Raw genomic sequence first — 14,399 nt, forward strand, 5'->3', positions numbered from 1 at the left:
CCGGAGTGGACGGGGTATCAACTTCTGGCGTTGATTTTTGGCACGCTGTTGAGTTCTCAAGGAACGGACGCTTCCTTTGTACTCACCCTCTCGGGTTTTCCTCCGGGCTTTCGTTCTGTTCTGTTCTTGCGTTTCCGACTCTATCAGACTCTTTCGGGCCCGATTTTCTCGGTGCTTTCCAGGTCCTGCGCTTTCGCGCTTTCCCTTTCCGGCGATCCAAACCCTACCAGTGGATTTCCGTCTCCCGGACCACCCTCCGCAGCGCCTAAAAAGGCACACGGAAGAGCCGAGATCAAGATCGGTACTGCTAAGAGGAGGAGTCCCGTCCAACGGATGTTCGTGAGAAGTTCACACGACACGTCCTGGCGGGAGTCACGACAGTACAGGCCCTCTGGTGCCCAGGCAAATCCATTCACGCGTATGGTCTAGTCCACCGGTCTAGTCCACTAGTCTCCGTGCCAAAGGGCCAGCCCGGATCGGGACCAACATCGGGCGAACCCGAACAACCTGTGACTTATCCTTCTGAAGAGTACGCCGTTCGCGACAGGTAGTGACGGCGACACGAAGAAGCCCCACCCCTGGGAGGCCCCCATGACCAGCGTGACGTCCCCACTTGCCGGGCAGGCCATCGGACTCGCGGCAGTGCCCGATCCGGTGTTCTCCGGCGCGATGGTGGGTCCGGGCACCGCCATCGATCCCGTGCGCGAGCCCTCGGAGGCGGTGTCCCCCGTCGACGGTGTGGTCGTCTCCCTGCACCCGCACGCGTACGTAGTAGTCGACGGTGAGGGGCACGGCGTCCTCACGCACCTCGGGATCGACACGGTCCAGCTCAACGGCGAGGGCTTCGAGCTGCTGGTGAACAAGGGCGACACCGTGACGCGCGGCCAGGCCGTCATCCGCTGGAACCCGGCCGCGGTCGAGGCCGCCGGCAAGTCCCCCATCTGCCCCGTCGTGGCGCTCGAGGCGACCGCCGACTCCCTCTCCTCCGTCGTCGAGTCCGGGGACGTGAAGGCTGACGACGCACTCTTCAGCTGGCAGTGACGCGTCCGCCTGCACAGGCGAGTCGGACATCCACCGCGGCGGAACGGTCCGCCGCTCAATCGGAGACGGTGAAATGGAGACAACGCTGCGAGGCGTCGGCGTGAGCCACGGTGTGGCGATCGGCGAGGTTCGGCACATGGGTACGGCGGTTCTCGAACCGCCGGCCAAGCAGATCACCGCGGCCGAGGCGGAGCGCGAACAGGGGCGCGCCCGTCAGGCCGTGGAGGCTGTGTCGGCCGATCTGATCGCGCGCGGCCAGCTGGCCGGTGGCGAGGCCCAGCACGTGCTCGAGGCCCAGGCGATGATCGCCACGGACCCCGAGCTGATGGCGGACGTGGACCGGCGGGTCGCCGTCGGCAGCACCGCCGAGCGCGGCGTCTACGACGCGTTCGCGTCCTACCGCGACCTGCTCGCGGGGGCCGGCGAGTACATGGCCGGGCGCGTGGCCGACCTGGACGACGTGCGCAACCGGATCGTGGCGCGGCTGCTGGGCGTGCCGATGCCGGGCGTGCCGGACAGCGACGAGCCGTACGTGCTGATCGCGCGGGACCTGGCTCCGGCCGACACCGCGCTGCTCGACCCGGCGCTCGTGCTGGGCTTCGTGACCGAGGAGGGCGGGCCGACCAGCCACAGCGCCATCCTGGCGCGGGCGCTGGGCGTGCCGGCCATCGTGGCGCTGCCGGGGGCCGGTGAGATCGCCGAGGGTACGGTCATCGCCGTCGACGGCAGCACCGGCGACCTGTTCCTGGAGCCGACCGCCGAGAAGCGGGCCGAGCTGGAGGCCGCGGCCGCCGAGCGGAAGGCGGCGCTGGCCGCCTCCTCCGGTCCGGGCGCGACCTCCGACGGCCACCGGGTGCCGCTGCTGGCCAACGTCGGCGGTCCGGCGGACGTGCCGGCGGCCGTGGAGGCCGGGGCCGAGGGTGTGGGTCTGTTCCGTACCGAGTTCCTGTTCCTCGACGACAGCAAGAAGGCGCCGTCGGAGGAGAAGCAGATCGAGTCGTACCGCAAGGTGCTCGAGGCCTTCCCCGAGGGCCGTGTGGTCGTGCGGGTGCTGGACGCCGGCGCCGACAAGCCGCTGGACTTCCTGACTCCGGGCGACGAGCCGAACCCGGCGCTGGGCGTGCGCGGTCTGCGCAGCCTGCTGGACCACCCGGAGGTGCTGCGGACGCAGCTGACCGCGCTGGCCAAGGCCGCCGAGGGTCTGCCGGTCTACCTTGAGGTCATGGCTCCCATGGTGGCCGACCGGATCGACGCGAAGGCATTCGCGGACGCCTGCCGCGAGGCCGGGCTGCGGGCGAAGTTCGGCGCGATGGTGGAGATCCCCTCCGCCGCGCTGCGGGCGCGCTCGATCCTCCAGGAGGTGGAGTTCCTGTCGTTGGGCACGAACGACCTGGCGCAGTACGCGTTCGCCGCCGACCGTCAGGTGGGTGCGGTGTCCCGGCTCCAGGACCCGTGGCAGCCGGCGCTGCTCGACCTGATCGCCATGTCGGCGGATGCCGCCAAGGCGGAGGGCAAGAGCTGTGGTGTCTGTGGCGAGGCCGCTTCGGATCCGCTGCTGGCCTGTGTGCTGACGGGTCTGGGCGTCACCTCCCTTTCCATGGGTGCCGCTTCGATTCCGTACGTGCGGGCGACGCTCGCCAAGTACACGCTGGCGCAGTGCGAGCGCGCGGCCGCGGCCGCGCGCGCCGCGGACAGCGCCGAGGAGGCCCGGGTGGCCGCCCAGGCGGTGCTCTCCGGCGAGTAGCCGTACGGATCGCCGTGTGATCGAGGGGCCTTCGCGGTGGCGGGGGCCCCTCGGTCGTGTCCGCGGGTGGTCAGTGGTGGGGGCCGGGGAGGTCGACTTCGAATCCGGGGCAGTATTCGACGCCGGGTTCGGGTGCCACGGGGTCGCCGGTGTCGGCGTCCGTGCAGTAGGCGTCGAAGACCGCCGCGGCGGTGAGGGGCACCAGGCGGCCGCGGTCCAGGCGCCAGCCGTGGACCCGGTCGCGGAAGCCCTCGGTGGTGCTGCGCAGGACCAGTCCCCCGGCTCCGCCGAGGGCGAGGCCGGTGGCGAGGACGGTCACGAACTCCAGGGCGTCGCGGCCTTCGGTGAGGAACGGGCCCTCCGGGCCTTCGGGCCCGGTGAGACCGGCCGGGTCGTGGGGTACGGCGGGTCCTTCGGCCCGCAGGACGGCGAGGAGCTGTTCGTGTTCGGCGGGGACGCTGCAGACGAGGTGGTGGTGGCCGGGGCCCGCGCCGGCGACGAGGCGGCGCAGGATGGCGGCGGCGCGTTCGAAGGAGGCCCGGCCGATGTCGTCGCCGCAGTCGGTGCAGCTTCCGGCGCCGGAGAGGAGGGCGCTCGCGTACTCCCAGGTCGCCTGCCGGAGCGAAGCGTCCACGAGGAGCGGCAGGAGTTCCTCGATGGTCTGGCCGGTGTAGGCGAGGCGGCCGGTCCGGCCGCCGAGTCCGGCGGTGAAGCGGGTGCGGGCCGGGACGCTGTCCGGGTCCAGGCCGTGTTCGGCGCAGTAGTCGGCGTACTCCTCGGGATCGAAGAGGGCGACGGTGGTGTGGATGCCCTGCCCGGCGAGGGAGCGCAGCAGGTCGTCGACGTGGTGGAGGTAATCGGCGTACGTGTCCTCGTGGCGGCCGAAGGTGAAGCTGCGGTAGTCGCGCATGGCCGCGAAGTCCCCGGGGTCGGCGAGGACGCCGACGGTGCTGGGGACCTCGCGGCGCAGCTCGCGGCGGCGGCGTGAGGTGGTGCGGTGCGTGCTTCGGGTGGTGCTGCGGGTGGTGTTCGGCGTGCCCTTCATGGTTCCCCCTGAGCGATGCGAAGTCTTGCTCACTCAGAGTAGTCACGGGCACTGACAGTCACTTGCGGGTGCGGGCGAGCTCCTCGTAGAAGGAGAGCAGGCCGGGGTCGTCGACCGATCCCGGGTTGACGGCCTTGGCCAGGGGGGTGCCCTGGAGGAGGCGCTTGACGGGGACCTCGATGCGCTTGCCGGTCAGGGTGTGCGGGACCGCCGGGACCTCGATCACCTCGTCGGGGACGTGGCGCGGGGAGAGCTGCTCGCGGATGGTCGCGGCGATCTTCTTGCGCAGGGCCTCGTCGAGGACGGCGCCGGGGGCGAGGTGGACGAAGAGCGGCATCCAGTAGCCGCCGTCCGCTTCTTCCAGGCCGATGACCAGCGACTCCTTGATCTCGGGGAGTCGTTCGACGGCCTCGTAGATGTCGGCGGAGCCCATCCGGACGCCCTGCCGGTTCAGGGTGGAGTCGGAGCGTCCGTGGATGACGACCGATCCGTGGCCGGTGATCGTGATCCAGTCCCCGTGGCGCCAGACGCCGGGGAACATCTCGAAGTAGCTGTCGCGGTAGCGGCTGCCGTCGGGGTCGTTCCAGAAGTGGATCGGCATGGAGGGCATGGGGTTGGTGACGACGAGCTCGCCGACCTCGCCGGTGACGGGCTTGCCCGCCGGGTCCCAGGCCTGGAGGTCCGTACCGAGGCAGGCGGCCTGGAGTTCGCCGATGTGCACGGGGAGGGTGGGGACGGCCCCGGCGAAGCAGCTGCACACGTCGGTGCCGCCGCTGACGGAGGCGATCCAGAGGTCCTCGGCGACCTCGTCGTGCAGCCAGCGGAAGCCGTCGGGCGGGAGCGGGGAGCCGGTGGTGGCCACGCACTTCACGGCGGAGAGGTCGAAGTCGCGCGCCGGGTGGACCTCGGCCTTGCGGCAGGCCATCACGTAGGCGGCGGAGGTGCCGTAGAGGGTGGCGCCGGTGCGTTCGGCGATCCGCCACTGGGCGCCGGTGTCGGGGTAGCCGGGGCTGCCGTCGTAGAGGACGACGGTGGTGCCGGTGAGCAGGCCGGAGACGAGGAAGTTCCACATCATCCAGCCGGTGGAGGTGTACCAGAAGAAGCGGTCCTCGGGCCCCAGGTCGCAGTGCAGGCCGAGCTGCTTGAGGTGTTCGAGGAGGATGCCGCCCTGGGACTGCACGATCGCCTTGGGGACGCCGGTGGTGCCGGAGGAGTAGAGGATCCAGAGCGGGTGGTCGAAGGGGACCGGCTCGAAGACGGGCTCGGTGTCGCCCGCGGTCAGTTCCGACCAGGCGAGGGTGCCCTCGGGGGCGGGGGTGCCGAGGAGCGGGATGTGGACGACGGCGCGCAGCGAGGGGAGCTCGGCGCGCAGCTCGGCGACGGTCTCGCGGCGGTCGTGCTCCTTGCCGCCGTAGCGGTAGCCGTCGACGGTGAACAGGACGACGGGCTCGACCTGCTGGAAGCGGTCGAGGACGCTGCGGGCGCCGAAGTCGGGGGCGCAGGAGGTCCATACGCCGCCGACGGCGGCGGTGGCGAGGAGGGCGACGACCGCTTCGGGGATGTTGGGGAGGTAGCCGCTGATCCGGTCGCCGGGACGGACGCCCAGGGCGCGGAGTCCGGCGGCGAGCGAGCCGACCTGGCGGCGGAGTTCGGCCCAGCCGACCGGGGTGGGTTCGTGGGTCTCGTCGACGTGGAGCAGGGCCGGGTCGGCGGCGCGGGCCGGGTCCTCGGAGGCGCGCAGGGCGTGCTCGGCGTAGTTGAGGGTGGAGCCGGTGAACCAGTGGGCGCCGGGCATGCCTCGGTCGGCGAGGACCGACTCGTAGGGGGTGGTGAAGCGGACGTCGAACCACTCGGCGACGGCCTGCCAGAAGGTGTCGAGTTCGTCGACGGACCAGCTGTGCAGGGCGGGGTAGCCGCCTTCGGCGGGGGCGCCGAAGCGCTCCGCGGCCCAGGCCTGGAAGGCGGTGACGCGGGCCGCGGCGATCCGGTCGGGGCTCGGGGACCAGAGGGGTTCCGGCGGGGTGGCTGAGGTCATGGGTCGGCTCCCGGTCAAGTCTGTGGCTCGCGCTTCGTGTGCGTACGGTGCCACCGGTGCGCGGGTGTGTGCGCGGCGGCTCACAGGGACGATGCCATGTGATCGACATCCGCACCAGAGCTGTCCCGGGCGGTCGGGTGTGATCGTTTTCCGGGTGAACGGCAGTTGAACGCACCCCGCCGCGGGGCGGCCCGGTGGCAGGGTGACGGCATGGACGGTCGTGATCTGGTGCGTGCGGTGCAAGAGGTCGGTACGGCGCGGGGGCGGCGTGCGTGGCGTTCGGCCTGGCGCCACTGGCGGGCGGACGCGCGGGCGCTGCCGCGCCGGGGCCCGGAGCGGGCCCGGGTGCCGGGTCTGCTGACGGGGACCGAGGCCCGGCCGGGCGGGGGTCTGCTGCGTTTCGCGCGCTCGGAGCTGCTGGTACGGGTGACCGTGGGCGGGGCGGTGTTCTGGGGCTGGGACGGGGCGCTGCCGACGCCCTCGTACGCGCTGGTGGGCACCGGCCCGGAGCCGGATCCGCGGGCCTCGCTGGAGCCGGACACGGGCGGCGGCTGGCGGGTGGTGTCGGAGCGGGTGACGGTGGCGGTGTCCCGGCTCGGGGCGGTGGAGGTGCGCACGCCGGGCGGTGCGGTGCTGCGCAGGGAGCTGCCGCCGCGCTGGTGGGACCCGGTGGGGGCGCCGGGGGACGGCGTCGGCGGGGAGGGGGCCGGCGCGGGCGCGGAGGGCGGCGCGGAAGACGGGGAGCGCGGCTCGGAGGGCGGTGCGGGGGCCACCGGCGACGGCGGTGCGCGGGCGGCGGGCGACGGGGGGCCGGGGGCTGGTGCCGGGGCCGGGGCCGGGGGGCGGTGGTTGCAGCGGTCCGAGGTGCCGGCCGACGCGCGGTTCTTCGGGCTGGGCGGGCGCGCGCGGGGGCCGCGGCTGCGGGACGGGGAGTACCGGCTGTGGAACACGGACCCCAAGGGCGGCTTCGGGCCGGGGACCGATCCGCTGTACATCACGATGCCGGTGCAGCTGGTGGTCGCGGACGCCGGTACCCATCTGGCGTTCTACGACAACTCCTGGGACGGGCGGGTGGTGTTGCGCGGCGGTGAGGAGGGGGCCGGTTCGGGCGCGGACCGGCCGGGGTGGAGCGAGCTGCGCATGCAGGGCGGGCCGTCGCGCTGCTGGGTGCTGGTGGGGACTCCGGCGCGGGTGTTGCAGGGGTGGGCGGGGCTGACGGGGGCGCCGGCGGTGCCGCCGGAGTGGGCGCTGGGCTACCAGCACGCGCGCTGGGGGTTCGGGAGCGCGGCCGAGGTCCGGCGGGTGGTGGCCGGGTACGCGGAGCGGGGGATGGCGCTGTCCTGCGTACACCTGGACATCGACCACTACGACGCGCACCGGGTGTTCACCGTGGACCGGGAGGCCTTTCCGGACCTGCCCGGGCTGGCGGCCGAGCTGGGGGCGGGCGGGGTGCGGCTGGTGTCGATCGTGGACCCGGCGGTGAAGGCGGGGGACGCGGTGCACGCCGCGGGGCTGAGGGTCGGTGAGCGGGGGGCGTTCGTACGGGACGCACTCGGGCGGGAGGTGCGGGGCGAGGTCTGGCCGGGCGAGTGCGCGTACCCGGACTTCACTGATCCGGCGGCGCGGGAGTGGTGGGGCGGGCTGTACGGGGAGCGGCTCGCGCAGGGCTTCGCCGGGTTCTGGCACGACATGAACGAGCCGGTGTCCTTCGCCCCCTGGGGGGACGCGACGCTCCCGAGGTCGGCGCGGCACGAGCTGGAGGGGGCGGGCGGGGACCACCGGGCCGCCCACAACGTGTACGCCCTGGCGATGGCGCGGGCCGGCTGGGAGGGGCTGACGCGGCTGCGCCCCGCCGAGCGGCCGTTCCTGTTCTCCCGGTCGGGGTGGGCGGGGATGCAGCGGTACGGGGGCACGTGGTCCGGTGACGTGGACTCCGGCTGGGAGGGGCTGCGGGCGTCGCTGGCGCTGGTGCTGGGCCTCGGGCTGTGCGGGGTGCCGTATTCCGGGCCGGACGTGGGGGGCTTCGGGGGATCGCCGTCGCCGGAGCTGTACCTGCGGTGGCTCCAGCTGGGGGCGTACCTGCCGCTGTTCCGCACGCACTCGGCGATCTGGGCCGGGCGGCGCGAGCCGTGGGAGTTCGGGGCGCGGGTGGAGGAGTGCGCGCGGGAGGTGCTGGCGGAGCGGGAGCGGCTGCGGCCGTACTTCGTGACGCTGTCCCACCTGGCGCGGCGGACGGGGGCGCCGTACGTGCGGCCGCTGTGGTGGGGTGCTCCGGAGGACCGGGTGCTGCGGGACTGCGAGGACGCGTTCCTGCTGGGGGACGCGCTGCTGGTGGCCCCGGTGCTGGAGTGCGGGGCGGACCGGCGGGCGGTGCGGCTGCCCCGGGGGCGCTGGTACGACACCGCCACCGGGGCGGCGCACGAGGGGCCCGGGCAGGTGCTGCTGGATGCCGGGCCGGGGCGGACACCGGTGCTGGCGCGGGCGGGGGCGGTGCTGCCGGTGCGGCGCGGGGACGGGACGGTGGGGCTGGAGGCGTGGGTCCCGGCACGGGGCAGGACGGGCGGCGGGGTGGTGATCCGGGACCCGGGGCCGGGGTTCGAGGCGGGCGAGGTCGAGCGGTACACCGTGCGGTGGGCCGGGGACGCGGTGGTGGTGGAGGACGAGGCGGGCGGGGCGGTGCAGGGGGTGGAGGTGAAGGGGGTGTAGGTGAAGGGGGTGTAGGAGGGGCGAGAGGGAGCAGGAGGTGGAGGGGCGGAGCCGTTATAGCGGCGCCATAGGCGGGAGCGGCACCCTGCCGGGCGGCGGCGGGGTGCCGCCGAGCCGAACGAACAGGGAGTCCGTGATGGTCTTGGCGAGCCCGGCGCGGCCGCACGCACCGCAGCGACGTGTGCGGGGCGGCGTCCGCAGATGGGACCTGGCGCCGGGTGCGGAGGTGGTCGGGGCCTGGCAGCTCGCCACGGTGTGGGGGCTGTTCCTGGTGACCGGGCGGGTGCCGGGCGGGTCGGCGGCGGAGCTCGGACTGCTCGGTGCGGCCGCCGTCGGGGCCGGTTTCCTGCACGGGCTGCTGCTGGTCAAGCCCCTTGCGGTGCTGGGGCGTTGGACGGCCCGGCTGAGCGCCTGGCCGGAGCCGGTGGCGCTGCTGGTGCTGCTGGCCGGGCTGTCGGTCCCGCCGGCGCTGTTCCTCCAGTGGTGGCTCGGGGCCCGCTCGCAGGCGCCGGCGGGCTTCGGGCCGCTCTGGGCGTGGACGGCCGCGTGCGCGGTGCTGCCGCTGCTGGCCGGGACGTTCCTGCGGGTGCGGCCGGTACCGGCGCGGGCTCTGTGGGCGCGGGGTGCGGTGGTCTCCGGGACGGTGATCGGGCTCGCGGCGCTGGCCGCGCTGGCGGCGGACCTGCCCCTGTAGGCCGCCGCCTGCGGGGCGCCCCTCAGGGGTGGCCCGGGCCGGACAGGAGGGCGCGGACCCGGTCCGTCGGGGGTGGGCTGCCGGCCCGGCAGGTCCCGGCGGGCCACGGTCCCGCGCAGGGGGCGGGGTCGAGGGGGGCGGCCCCCGGCGGGACGGCGCGCTCGCACCAGGTGCACAGCACGGTCGCGCGGGCCCCGGCGTCCGCGAGGAGCGCGGCCGCGTCCCGGGCGGCTTCGAGCCAGTCCGCGTCCGTGACCGTCACGGGTGCGCCGTCGAGCAGGAGCCCGGCGTGCCAGAGGCTGCGGCCGGTGAGCGTCCGGACCGCCCGGAGCGCATCCGTCCGCCGCTCCCCCGGCTCCGTCAGCAGCACCTGGAACCCAGGCTCTTCCATCCCCGCGCCTACCCGCGCCGGCTCTGGCCGTAGTGGCCCGCGAACCATGCGGCGCAGGCCCGGGTGTGCAGGGGGAAGGCCAGTTCGGCGGGGGTGCGCAGGACGTGCCAGCCCGTCGTCTCGTCGGTGGGGACCGACGGCGGGAGGGTGTGCGCCGGCCGGGGCGGGAGGAGGCCGAAGACCAGCAGGTGGCCGCCCGGCGAGCTGAGGACCTCGGCCAGGGACACCTCGTCGGCGGGGGCCTCGATGCCGGTCTCCTCGCGGAGTTCGCGGACGACGGCCTCCCGCCAGTCCTCCCCGAAGTCCATGAAGCCGCCGGGCAGGGCGGTGCCGCCGCGGGCCGGTTCGATGGTGCGGGTGATGACGGCCAGGCCGGTGCCGGAGGCGTCCTCGACGGGGAGCAGGGCGACCGCCACCGGCAGCGGGTTGCGGTAGGTGACGGCCCCGCAGGCGGGGCACGCGCGGGGCCAGGAGTCGGTGTCGAACGGGGCTCCGCAGGTGGAGCAGTGCGAGTCCTTCAACTGTGCCGGCATGCGGGGATGGTATGCCAAGGGGCATGCGGATGCTGGCGGTCGGGGCGATGACGGTGACGGCCGGGCTGGCGCTGCTCCCGGGCCCCTCGGACTCAGCGGCGCGGACGCCCGCGGCGGCGACCGCGGGCGCGGGCGGCCACGAGCGGCTCGACGGTTTCGTGGCGCTGCGGGACGTGGATCCGAGCATCGCCGAGGACATGCGCTACGCCGGGGCGCACAACTTCACCCGGGGGGCCGTGGACGGCTACGAGGAGCCGGTGTGCCTGCTCGCCCGGCGGGCGGCCGAGGCGTTGCGGCGGGCGCAGCGGGAGCTGCTGCGCGGCGGGTACTCCCTCAAGGTGTACGACTGTTACCGGCCGCGGCGGGCGGTGCGGCGGTTCGTGCGGTGGGCCGCGGAGCCGGACGATCCGGCGGCGAAGGCGGAGCACTACCCGGAGGTGGCGAAGTCCCGGCTGGTCCCGGAGGGGTACATCGCCTCGGAGTCGGCCCACAGCCGCGGCAGTACGGTCGACGTGACGCTGGTGGCGCTGCCCGCCCGGCGGGAGGTGGACATGGGCACGGCGTTCGACTTCTTCGACCCCAGGGCGCACACGGACGCCCCCGGGACACCGCCCGGGGCCCGGGAGAACCGGCGGCTGCTGCGGCGGGTACTGGGCGCGCGGGGGTTCGTGAACCTGCCGCAGGAATGGTGGCACTTCACGCTGCGGCCGGAGGCGTTCCCCGGGACGGGCTTCGACGTTCCGGTGTCTGTCGCGGCCGGGCGGCCGTGAGTAGCGTGCGCGTATGACTTTCGGTTCGTACGAAGAGTTCTGGCCGTACTACGTCGCCATGCACTCGCGGGCGGCGACCCGGTGGGTGCACCTCGGCGGGACGCTGACCGGCCTGGCGCTGAGCGCCTACGGGGTGGCGCGCGGGCGGCCCGGCTACCTGGCCGCGCTGCCCCTGATCGGGTACGGGACGGCCTGGCCCGCGCACTTCCTGATCGAGGGCAACAACCCGGCGACCTTCGGGCATCCGGCCTGGTCGCTGCGCGGGGACGCGCGGATGATCCGGATGATGCTGGCCGGGCGGGACGCCGAGCTGGGCGAGATCGCCCGCAAGTGGCTCGCCGCGAACCGGTGACCGCCGCGCCCTGCCGTGGCAGACTTCTGACGGTTCGTCAGATCACGCTGCCCGGGAGGGGTCTTGGAACGCACACGCACACCCGTCGTGCAGGGGTGGTTCACCGAACCGGGTGCGGCGGGCGGCTTCCGGCTGCTCGGCACCCGGTGTTCCGCCTGCACGGCGGTGTTCTTCCCGCGCGAGGACGCGTACTGCCGAAATCCGCACTGCCCCGGCGGGGGTGAGCTCGCCGAGGTGCCGCTGTCCCCGCGCGGCCGCGTCTGGTCCTACACCGACGGCCGCTACCGGCCGCCCGCCCCGTACGCGTCCGATCCGGACGTGCCCTGGGAGCCGTACACGCTGGTCGCGGTGGAGCTGGAGGCCGAGGGGATGGTCGTGCTCGGACAGACGGTCCCCGGAGTGACGGTGGCGGACCTGGCGGTCGGCATGGAGGTCGAGGCGGTCGGCGGCGTACTGCACGAGGACGCCGAAACCAGCTGGCTGACCTGGCAGTTCAAGCCGGTGGGGGGTGCGCGGTGAACGCCCGCGACGGGGACGTGGCCGTACTGGGGGCCGGCCTGCACCCGTGGGGGAAGTGGGGGCGCAGCTTCGTCGAGTACGGGCGGGCCGCCGCCCGGGCCGCGCTCGCCGACGCGGGGCTGGAGTGGACCGACGTCCGGTCCGTCGTCGGGGCGGACACCGTGCGGTCCGGCTATCCGGGCTACGTCGCCGGGGCCACCTTCGCGCGGGCGCTGGGCTGGCAGGGCGCCCGGGTGACCAGCGTGTACGCGGCCTGCGCGTCCGGGGCCCAGGCCATCGGGGCGGCCCGGGCGCAGATCCTGGCGGGGCTGGCGGACGTGGTGCTGGTGGTGGGCGCCGATGCCGCGCCGAAGGGGTTCTTCGCCCCGGCCGGGGGCGAGCGGCCCGACGATCCGGACTGGCTGCGGTTCCGGATCCTGGGGGCCACGAACCCCGCGTACTTCGCGCTGTACGCCCGCCGCCGGATGGCCCTGTACGGGGACACCGGTGACGACTTCGCGCAGGTCAAGGTGAAGAACTCGGCGGCCGGGGCGCTCAACCCGAACGCCCGCTACCGCAAGGCGGTGACCGCCGGGGAGGTGGCGGCCTCGGCGGTGGTGGCCGATCCGCTGCGGCTGCTGGACATCTGCGCCACCTCGGACGGGGGCGCGGCCCTGGTGCTGAGCAGCATGGAGTTCGCGCGCTCGCGCGGGGCGGCGGACCCGGTGCGGATCCGGGCGGTGTCTACGGTGACCCCCACGTATCCCCGTACCGTGCTGGACCTGCCGGACATCGCGACCGACTCGGCGGCGGGGCTCGCCCCGGGGGCCGGGTCCTTCCGGGCCTCGATCGCCCGGGCGGCGTACGAGGAGGCCGGGCTGGGGCCGCAGGACCTGTCGCTGGCCGAGGTGTACGACCTGTCGACGGCCCTGGAACTGGAGTGGTACGAGGACATCGGGCTCTGCGCCGAGGGCGAGGGGGCCAAGCTCCTGCGGGAGGGGGCCACCGCGCTGGGCGGGCGGGTGCCGGTGAACGCGAGCGGCGGGCTGGCGTCCTTCGGGGAGGCGGTGCCGGCGCAGGCGATCGCCCAGGTGTGCGAGCTGACGTGGCAGCTGCGGGGTACGGCCGGGGCGCGGCAGGTGCCGGGGGCGCGGGCCGGGATCACGGCGAACCAGGGGCTGTTCGGTCACGGCTCGGCGGTCGTGGCGGTGCGCTGAGGCCGGCCCGGCGCGGGCCGTGGCGGTGCACGGCGCGCACTCCGGCCCGCACCCGGCCCGGGGCGGGGGCGGGGGCCGGGCGCGGGCCGTGAACTGGAGCTGTTGTCGGGATGCTTGACGGCCCCCGACGGCGGGTTCACACTCGCTGCACGGTCCCGCGACGGGGACCCCCGGATCCCCCCATGAGAGCTGCGGCCCGTACCCCAGTCGGCGGGGGTACGGGCCGCCTCCCTGCGGACGTCCGTCCGCGCGGCGGCCGCTCAGGCCCCCAGGCTGCGGCGCCGGGCGCGGGCCAGGGACATGGCGTGTTCCACCACCCCCACCAGTACGTCCTTGACCGACTCGCGGTCGCGGGCGTCGCAGAGCAGGACCGGCACCTCCGGGTCGAGGTCGAGCGCCTCGCGGACGGTGACCACCGGGTGGCGGTCGGCGCCGTCGAAGCAGTTGACCGCGACGACGAAGGGGATGCCGCGCCGCTCGAAGTAGTCGATGGCGGCGAAGCAGTCGGCGAGGCGCCGGGTGTCGGCCAGCACCACCGCGCCGAGCGAACCCTGCGCCAGCTCGTCCCACAGGAACCAGAAGCGGTCCTGTCCGGGCGTGCCGAAGAGGTAGAGCACCAGGTCCTCGCGCAGGGTGATGCGGCCGAAGTCCATGGCGACGGTCGTGGTGCTCTTCCCCTCCACTCCCACGGTGTCGTCGACGGCCGCCCCGGGTTCGGAGAGCCGTTCCTCCGTCCGCAGCGGGCGGATCTCGCTCACCGCGCTGACCAGGGTGGTTTTGCCCACCCCGAAACCGCCCGCGACCAGGATCTTCAGGGTCAGCGGCTCGACCGGCGACACGGCATGCATCGCGCCGGTGCGGCTAGAGCGCCCGAAGGCCATCGATCACCTCACGCAGAATGGATTCGTCGGGCAGTTCGGCCGGGGGTACCGGCCTGGTCACGTGGACCAGTTCGTCGGCGACGAGGTCGCCGATCAGGACCCGGACCACGCCGATGGCGAGGTCCAGTTCCGCGGCGAGCTCGGCGACCGACTGGGGGCGTTCCCGGCACAGCCCGAGGATGTGGGCGTGCTCCGGGGACAGGGTCAGGTCCCAGACCGGATCGTCGGCCGCCGGTTCGGCGACGACGAGCGCGATCAGGTCGAGCCGGTGGTGTCCGGCGTGACTCGTCCGGCCGCGGGTCATGGCGTAGGGGCGTACGACGGGACCCGCGTCGTCGTCGAACCAGTGCGCGTGGCCGCCCTCGGGCAGGGTTTCCGGGACGCCCGGGGTGACCGGGGCCCCGGGGGTGCCCGGGACGGCTGAGGTACTTGGTGTGCCTGGGGTGCCTGGGGTGTCGGCGGGATGGGCCTGGCCTGGATCGCTCATGCCGT

At 74.2% G+C, this 14,399-nt stretch carries 14 protein-coding genes; 8 read left to right on the forward strand and 6 right to left on the reverse strand.

What is annotated here, in order from left to right:
* The first annotated feature begins 591 nt into the window (after nucleotides 1-591).
* Entirely contained in the window at nucleotides 592-1,041 is a 450-nt protein-coding gene (locus tag ACGFXC_RS17940; protein ID WP_393713825.1) for a PTS glucose transporter subunit IIA, read from the forward strand.
* Between the two features lie 73 nt (nucleotides 1,042-1,114).
* Complete coding sequence (gene ptsP, locus ACGFXC_RS17945) at nucleotides 1,115-2,785, forward strand: phosphoenolpyruvate--protein phosphotransferase (protein WP_393713827.1); 1,671 nt, start codon at nucleotides 1,115-1,117, stop codon at nucleotides 2,783-2,785.
* A 70-nt stretch (nucleotides 2,786-2,855) separates the two neighbouring features.
* Here the strand turns inward: ptsP and ACGFXC_RS17950 are convergent, their stop codons facing one another.
* Together ACGFXC_RS17950 and ACGFXC_RS17955 are read right to left on the reverse strand one after the other, a co-directional pair.
* Nucleotides 2,856-3,830 (reverse strand): hypothetical protein, encoded by a 975-nt coding sequence (locus ACGFXC_RS17950; protein WP_393713829.1) that lies wholly within the window; start codon nucleotides 3,828-3,830, stop codon nucleotides 2,856-2,858.
* Between the two features lie 58 nt (nucleotides 3,831-3,888).
* Entirely contained in the window at nucleotides 3,889-5,865 is a 1,977-nt protein-coding gene (locus ACGFXC_RS17955; RefSeq protein WP_393713831.1) for an acetoacetate--CoA ligase, read from the reverse strand.
* A 210-nt stretch (nucleotides 5,866-6,075) separates the two neighbouring features.
* Between ACGFXC_RS17955 and ACGFXC_RS17960 the strand changes: the two genes are divergently transcribed.
* Nucleotides 6,076-8,571, forward strand: a complete 2,496-nt coding sequence (locus tag ACGFXC_RS17960; protein WP_393713833.1) for a glycoside hydrolase family 31 protein — start codon at nucleotides 6,076-6,078, stop codon at nucleotides 8,569-8,571.
* Nucleotides 8,572-8,707: 136 nt separating this feature from the next.
* Nucleotides 8,708-9,265, forward strand: coding sequence for a hypothetical protein (locus ACGFXC_RS17965; RefSeq protein ID WP_393713835.1), 558 nt, complete (start codon nucleotides 8,708-8,710; stop codon nucleotides 9,263-9,265).
* Between the two features lie 22 nt (nucleotides 9,266-9,287).
* On the opposite strand, the gene ACGFXC_RS17970 is transcribed toward ACGFXC_RS17965, so the two are convergent.
* Nucleotides 9,288-9,656 carry a ribosomal protein L7/L12 gene (locus ACGFXC_RS17970; RefSeq protein ID WP_393713836.1) on the reverse strand — a complete coding sequence of 123 codons (369 nt, stop codon included), beginning with the start codon at nucleotides 9,654-9,656 and terminating at the stop codon, nucleotides 9,288-9,290.
* A gap of 8 nt (nucleotides 9,657-9,664) precedes the next feature.
* Nucleotides 9,665-10,189 (reverse strand): NUDIX domain-containing protein, encoded by a 525-nt coding sequence (locus ACGFXC_RS17975; RefSeq protein ID WP_393713837.1) that lies wholly within the window; start codon nucleotides 10,187-10,189, stop codon nucleotides 9,665-9,667.
* Between the two features lie 29 nt (nucleotides 10,190-10,218).
* Between ACGFXC_RS17975 and ACGFXC_RS17980 the strand changes: the two genes are divergently transcribed.
* The 4 genes from ACGFXC_RS17980 (at nucleotide 10,219) to ACGFXC_RS17995 (ending at nucleotide 13,026) form a co-directional block, all read left to right on the forward strand.
* Nucleotides 10,219-10,959: a M15 family metallopeptidase gene (locus ACGFXC_RS17980; RefSeq protein ID WP_393714569.1), complete on the forward strand. Its 741-nt coding sequence runs from the start codon at nucleotides 10,219-10,221 to the stop codon at nucleotides 10,957-10,959.
* Nucleotides 10,960-10,972: 13 nt separating this feature from the next.
* Nucleotides 10,973-11,311, forward strand: a complete 339-nt coding sequence (locus ACGFXC_RS17985) for an Mpo1-like protein (RefSeq protein ID WP_393713838.1) — start codon at nucleotides 10,973-10,975, stop codon at nucleotides 11,309-11,311.
* Nucleotides 11,312-11,374: 63 nt separating this feature from the next.
* On the forward strand, nucleotides 11,375-11,830 hold the full coding sequence (locus tag ACGFXC_RS17990; protein WP_393713839.1) for a Zn-ribbon domain-containing OB-fold protein: 456 nt from the start codon (nucleotides 11,375-11,377) through the stop codon (nucleotides 11,828-11,830).
* Complete coding sequence (locus tag ACGFXC_RS17995; protein ID WP_393713841.1) at nucleotides 11,827-13,026, forward strand: lipid-transfer protein; 1,200 nt, start codon at nucleotides 11,827-11,829, stop codon at nucleotides 13,024-13,026. Before ACGFXC_RS17990 ends, ACGFXC_RS17995 begins: the two co-directional genes overlap by 4 nt.
* A gap of 260 nt (nucleotides 13,027-13,286) precedes the next feature.
* Here ACGFXC_RS17995 and ACGFXC_RS18000 read toward each other — a convergent pair whose 3' ends face one another.
* Both ACGFXC_RS18000 and ACGFXC_RS18005 read right to left on the reverse strand, forming a co-directional pair.
* A complete protein-coding gene (locus ACGFXC_RS18000) occupies nucleotides 13,287-13,907 on the reverse strand; it encodes an ATP/GTP-binding protein (RefSeq protein ID WP_351829338.1) in 621 nt (206 codons plus the stop codon).
* Complete coding sequence (locus ACGFXC_RS18005) at nucleotides 13,888-14,394, reverse strand: DUF742 domain-containing protein (protein ID WP_393713843.1); 507 nt, start codon at nucleotides 14,392-14,394, stop codon at nucleotides 13,888-13,890. The genes ACGFXC_RS18000 and ACGFXC_RS18005 overlap by 20 nt, the downstream gene beginning before the upstream one ends.
* Nucleotides 14,395-14,399 lie beyond the last annotated feature (5 nt).

This window comes from Streptomyces sp. NPDC048507 (assembly GCF_043199995.1).
Taxonomy (GTDB): Bacteria; Actinomycetota; Actinomycetes; order Streptomycetales; family Streptomycetaceae; genus Streptomyces.

Coding starts and splice junctions, on each gene's coding strand:
- ACGFXC_RS17940 (WP_393713825.1), top strand. CDS start 592: ATGACCAGCGTGACGTCCCCACTTGCCGGGCAGGCCATCGGACTCGCG.
- ptsP (WP_393713827.1), top strand. CDS start 1,115: ATGGAGACAACGCTGCGAGGCGTCGGCGTGAGCCACGGTGTGGCGATC.
- ACGFXC_RS17950 (WP_393713829.1), bottom strand. CDS start 3,830: ATGAAGGGCACGCCGAACACCACCCGCAGCACCACCCGAAGCACGCAC.
- ACGFXC_RS17955 (WP_393713831.1), bottom strand. CDS start 5,865: ATGACCTCAGCCACCCCGCCGGAACCCCTCTGGTCCCCGAGCCCCGAC.
- ACGFXC_RS17960 (WP_393713833.1), top strand. CDS start 6,076: ATGGACGGTCGTGATCTGGTGCGTGCGGTGCAAGAGGTCGGTACGGCG.
- ACGFXC_RS17965 (WP_393713835.1), top strand. CDS start 8,708: ATGGTCTTGGCGAGCCCGGCGCGGCCGCACGCACCGCAGCGACGTGTG.
- ACGFXC_RS17970 (WP_393713836.1), bottom strand. CDS start 9,656: ATGGAAGAGCCTGGGTTCCAGGTGCTGCTGACGGAGCCGGGGGAGCGG.
- ACGFXC_RS17975 (WP_393713837.1), bottom strand. CDS start 10,189: ATGCCGGCACAGTTGAAGGACTCGCACTGCTCCACCTGCGGAGCCCCG.
- ACGFXC_RS17980 (WP_393714569.1), top strand. CDS start 10,219: ATGCTGGCGGTCGGGGCGATGACGGTGACGGCCGGGCTGGCGCTGCTC.
- ACGFXC_RS17985 (WP_393713838.1), top strand. CDS start 10,973: ATGACTTTCGGTTCGTACGAAGAGTTCTGGCCGTACTACGTCGCCATG.
- ACGFXC_RS18000 (WP_351829338.1), bottom strand. CDS start 13,907: ATGGCCTTCGGGCGCTCTAGCCGCACCGGCGCGATGCATGCCGTGTCG.
- ACGFXC_RS18005 (WP_393713843.1), bottom strand. CDS start 14,394: ATGAGCGATCCAGGCCAGGCCCATCCCGCCGACACCCCAGGCACCCCA.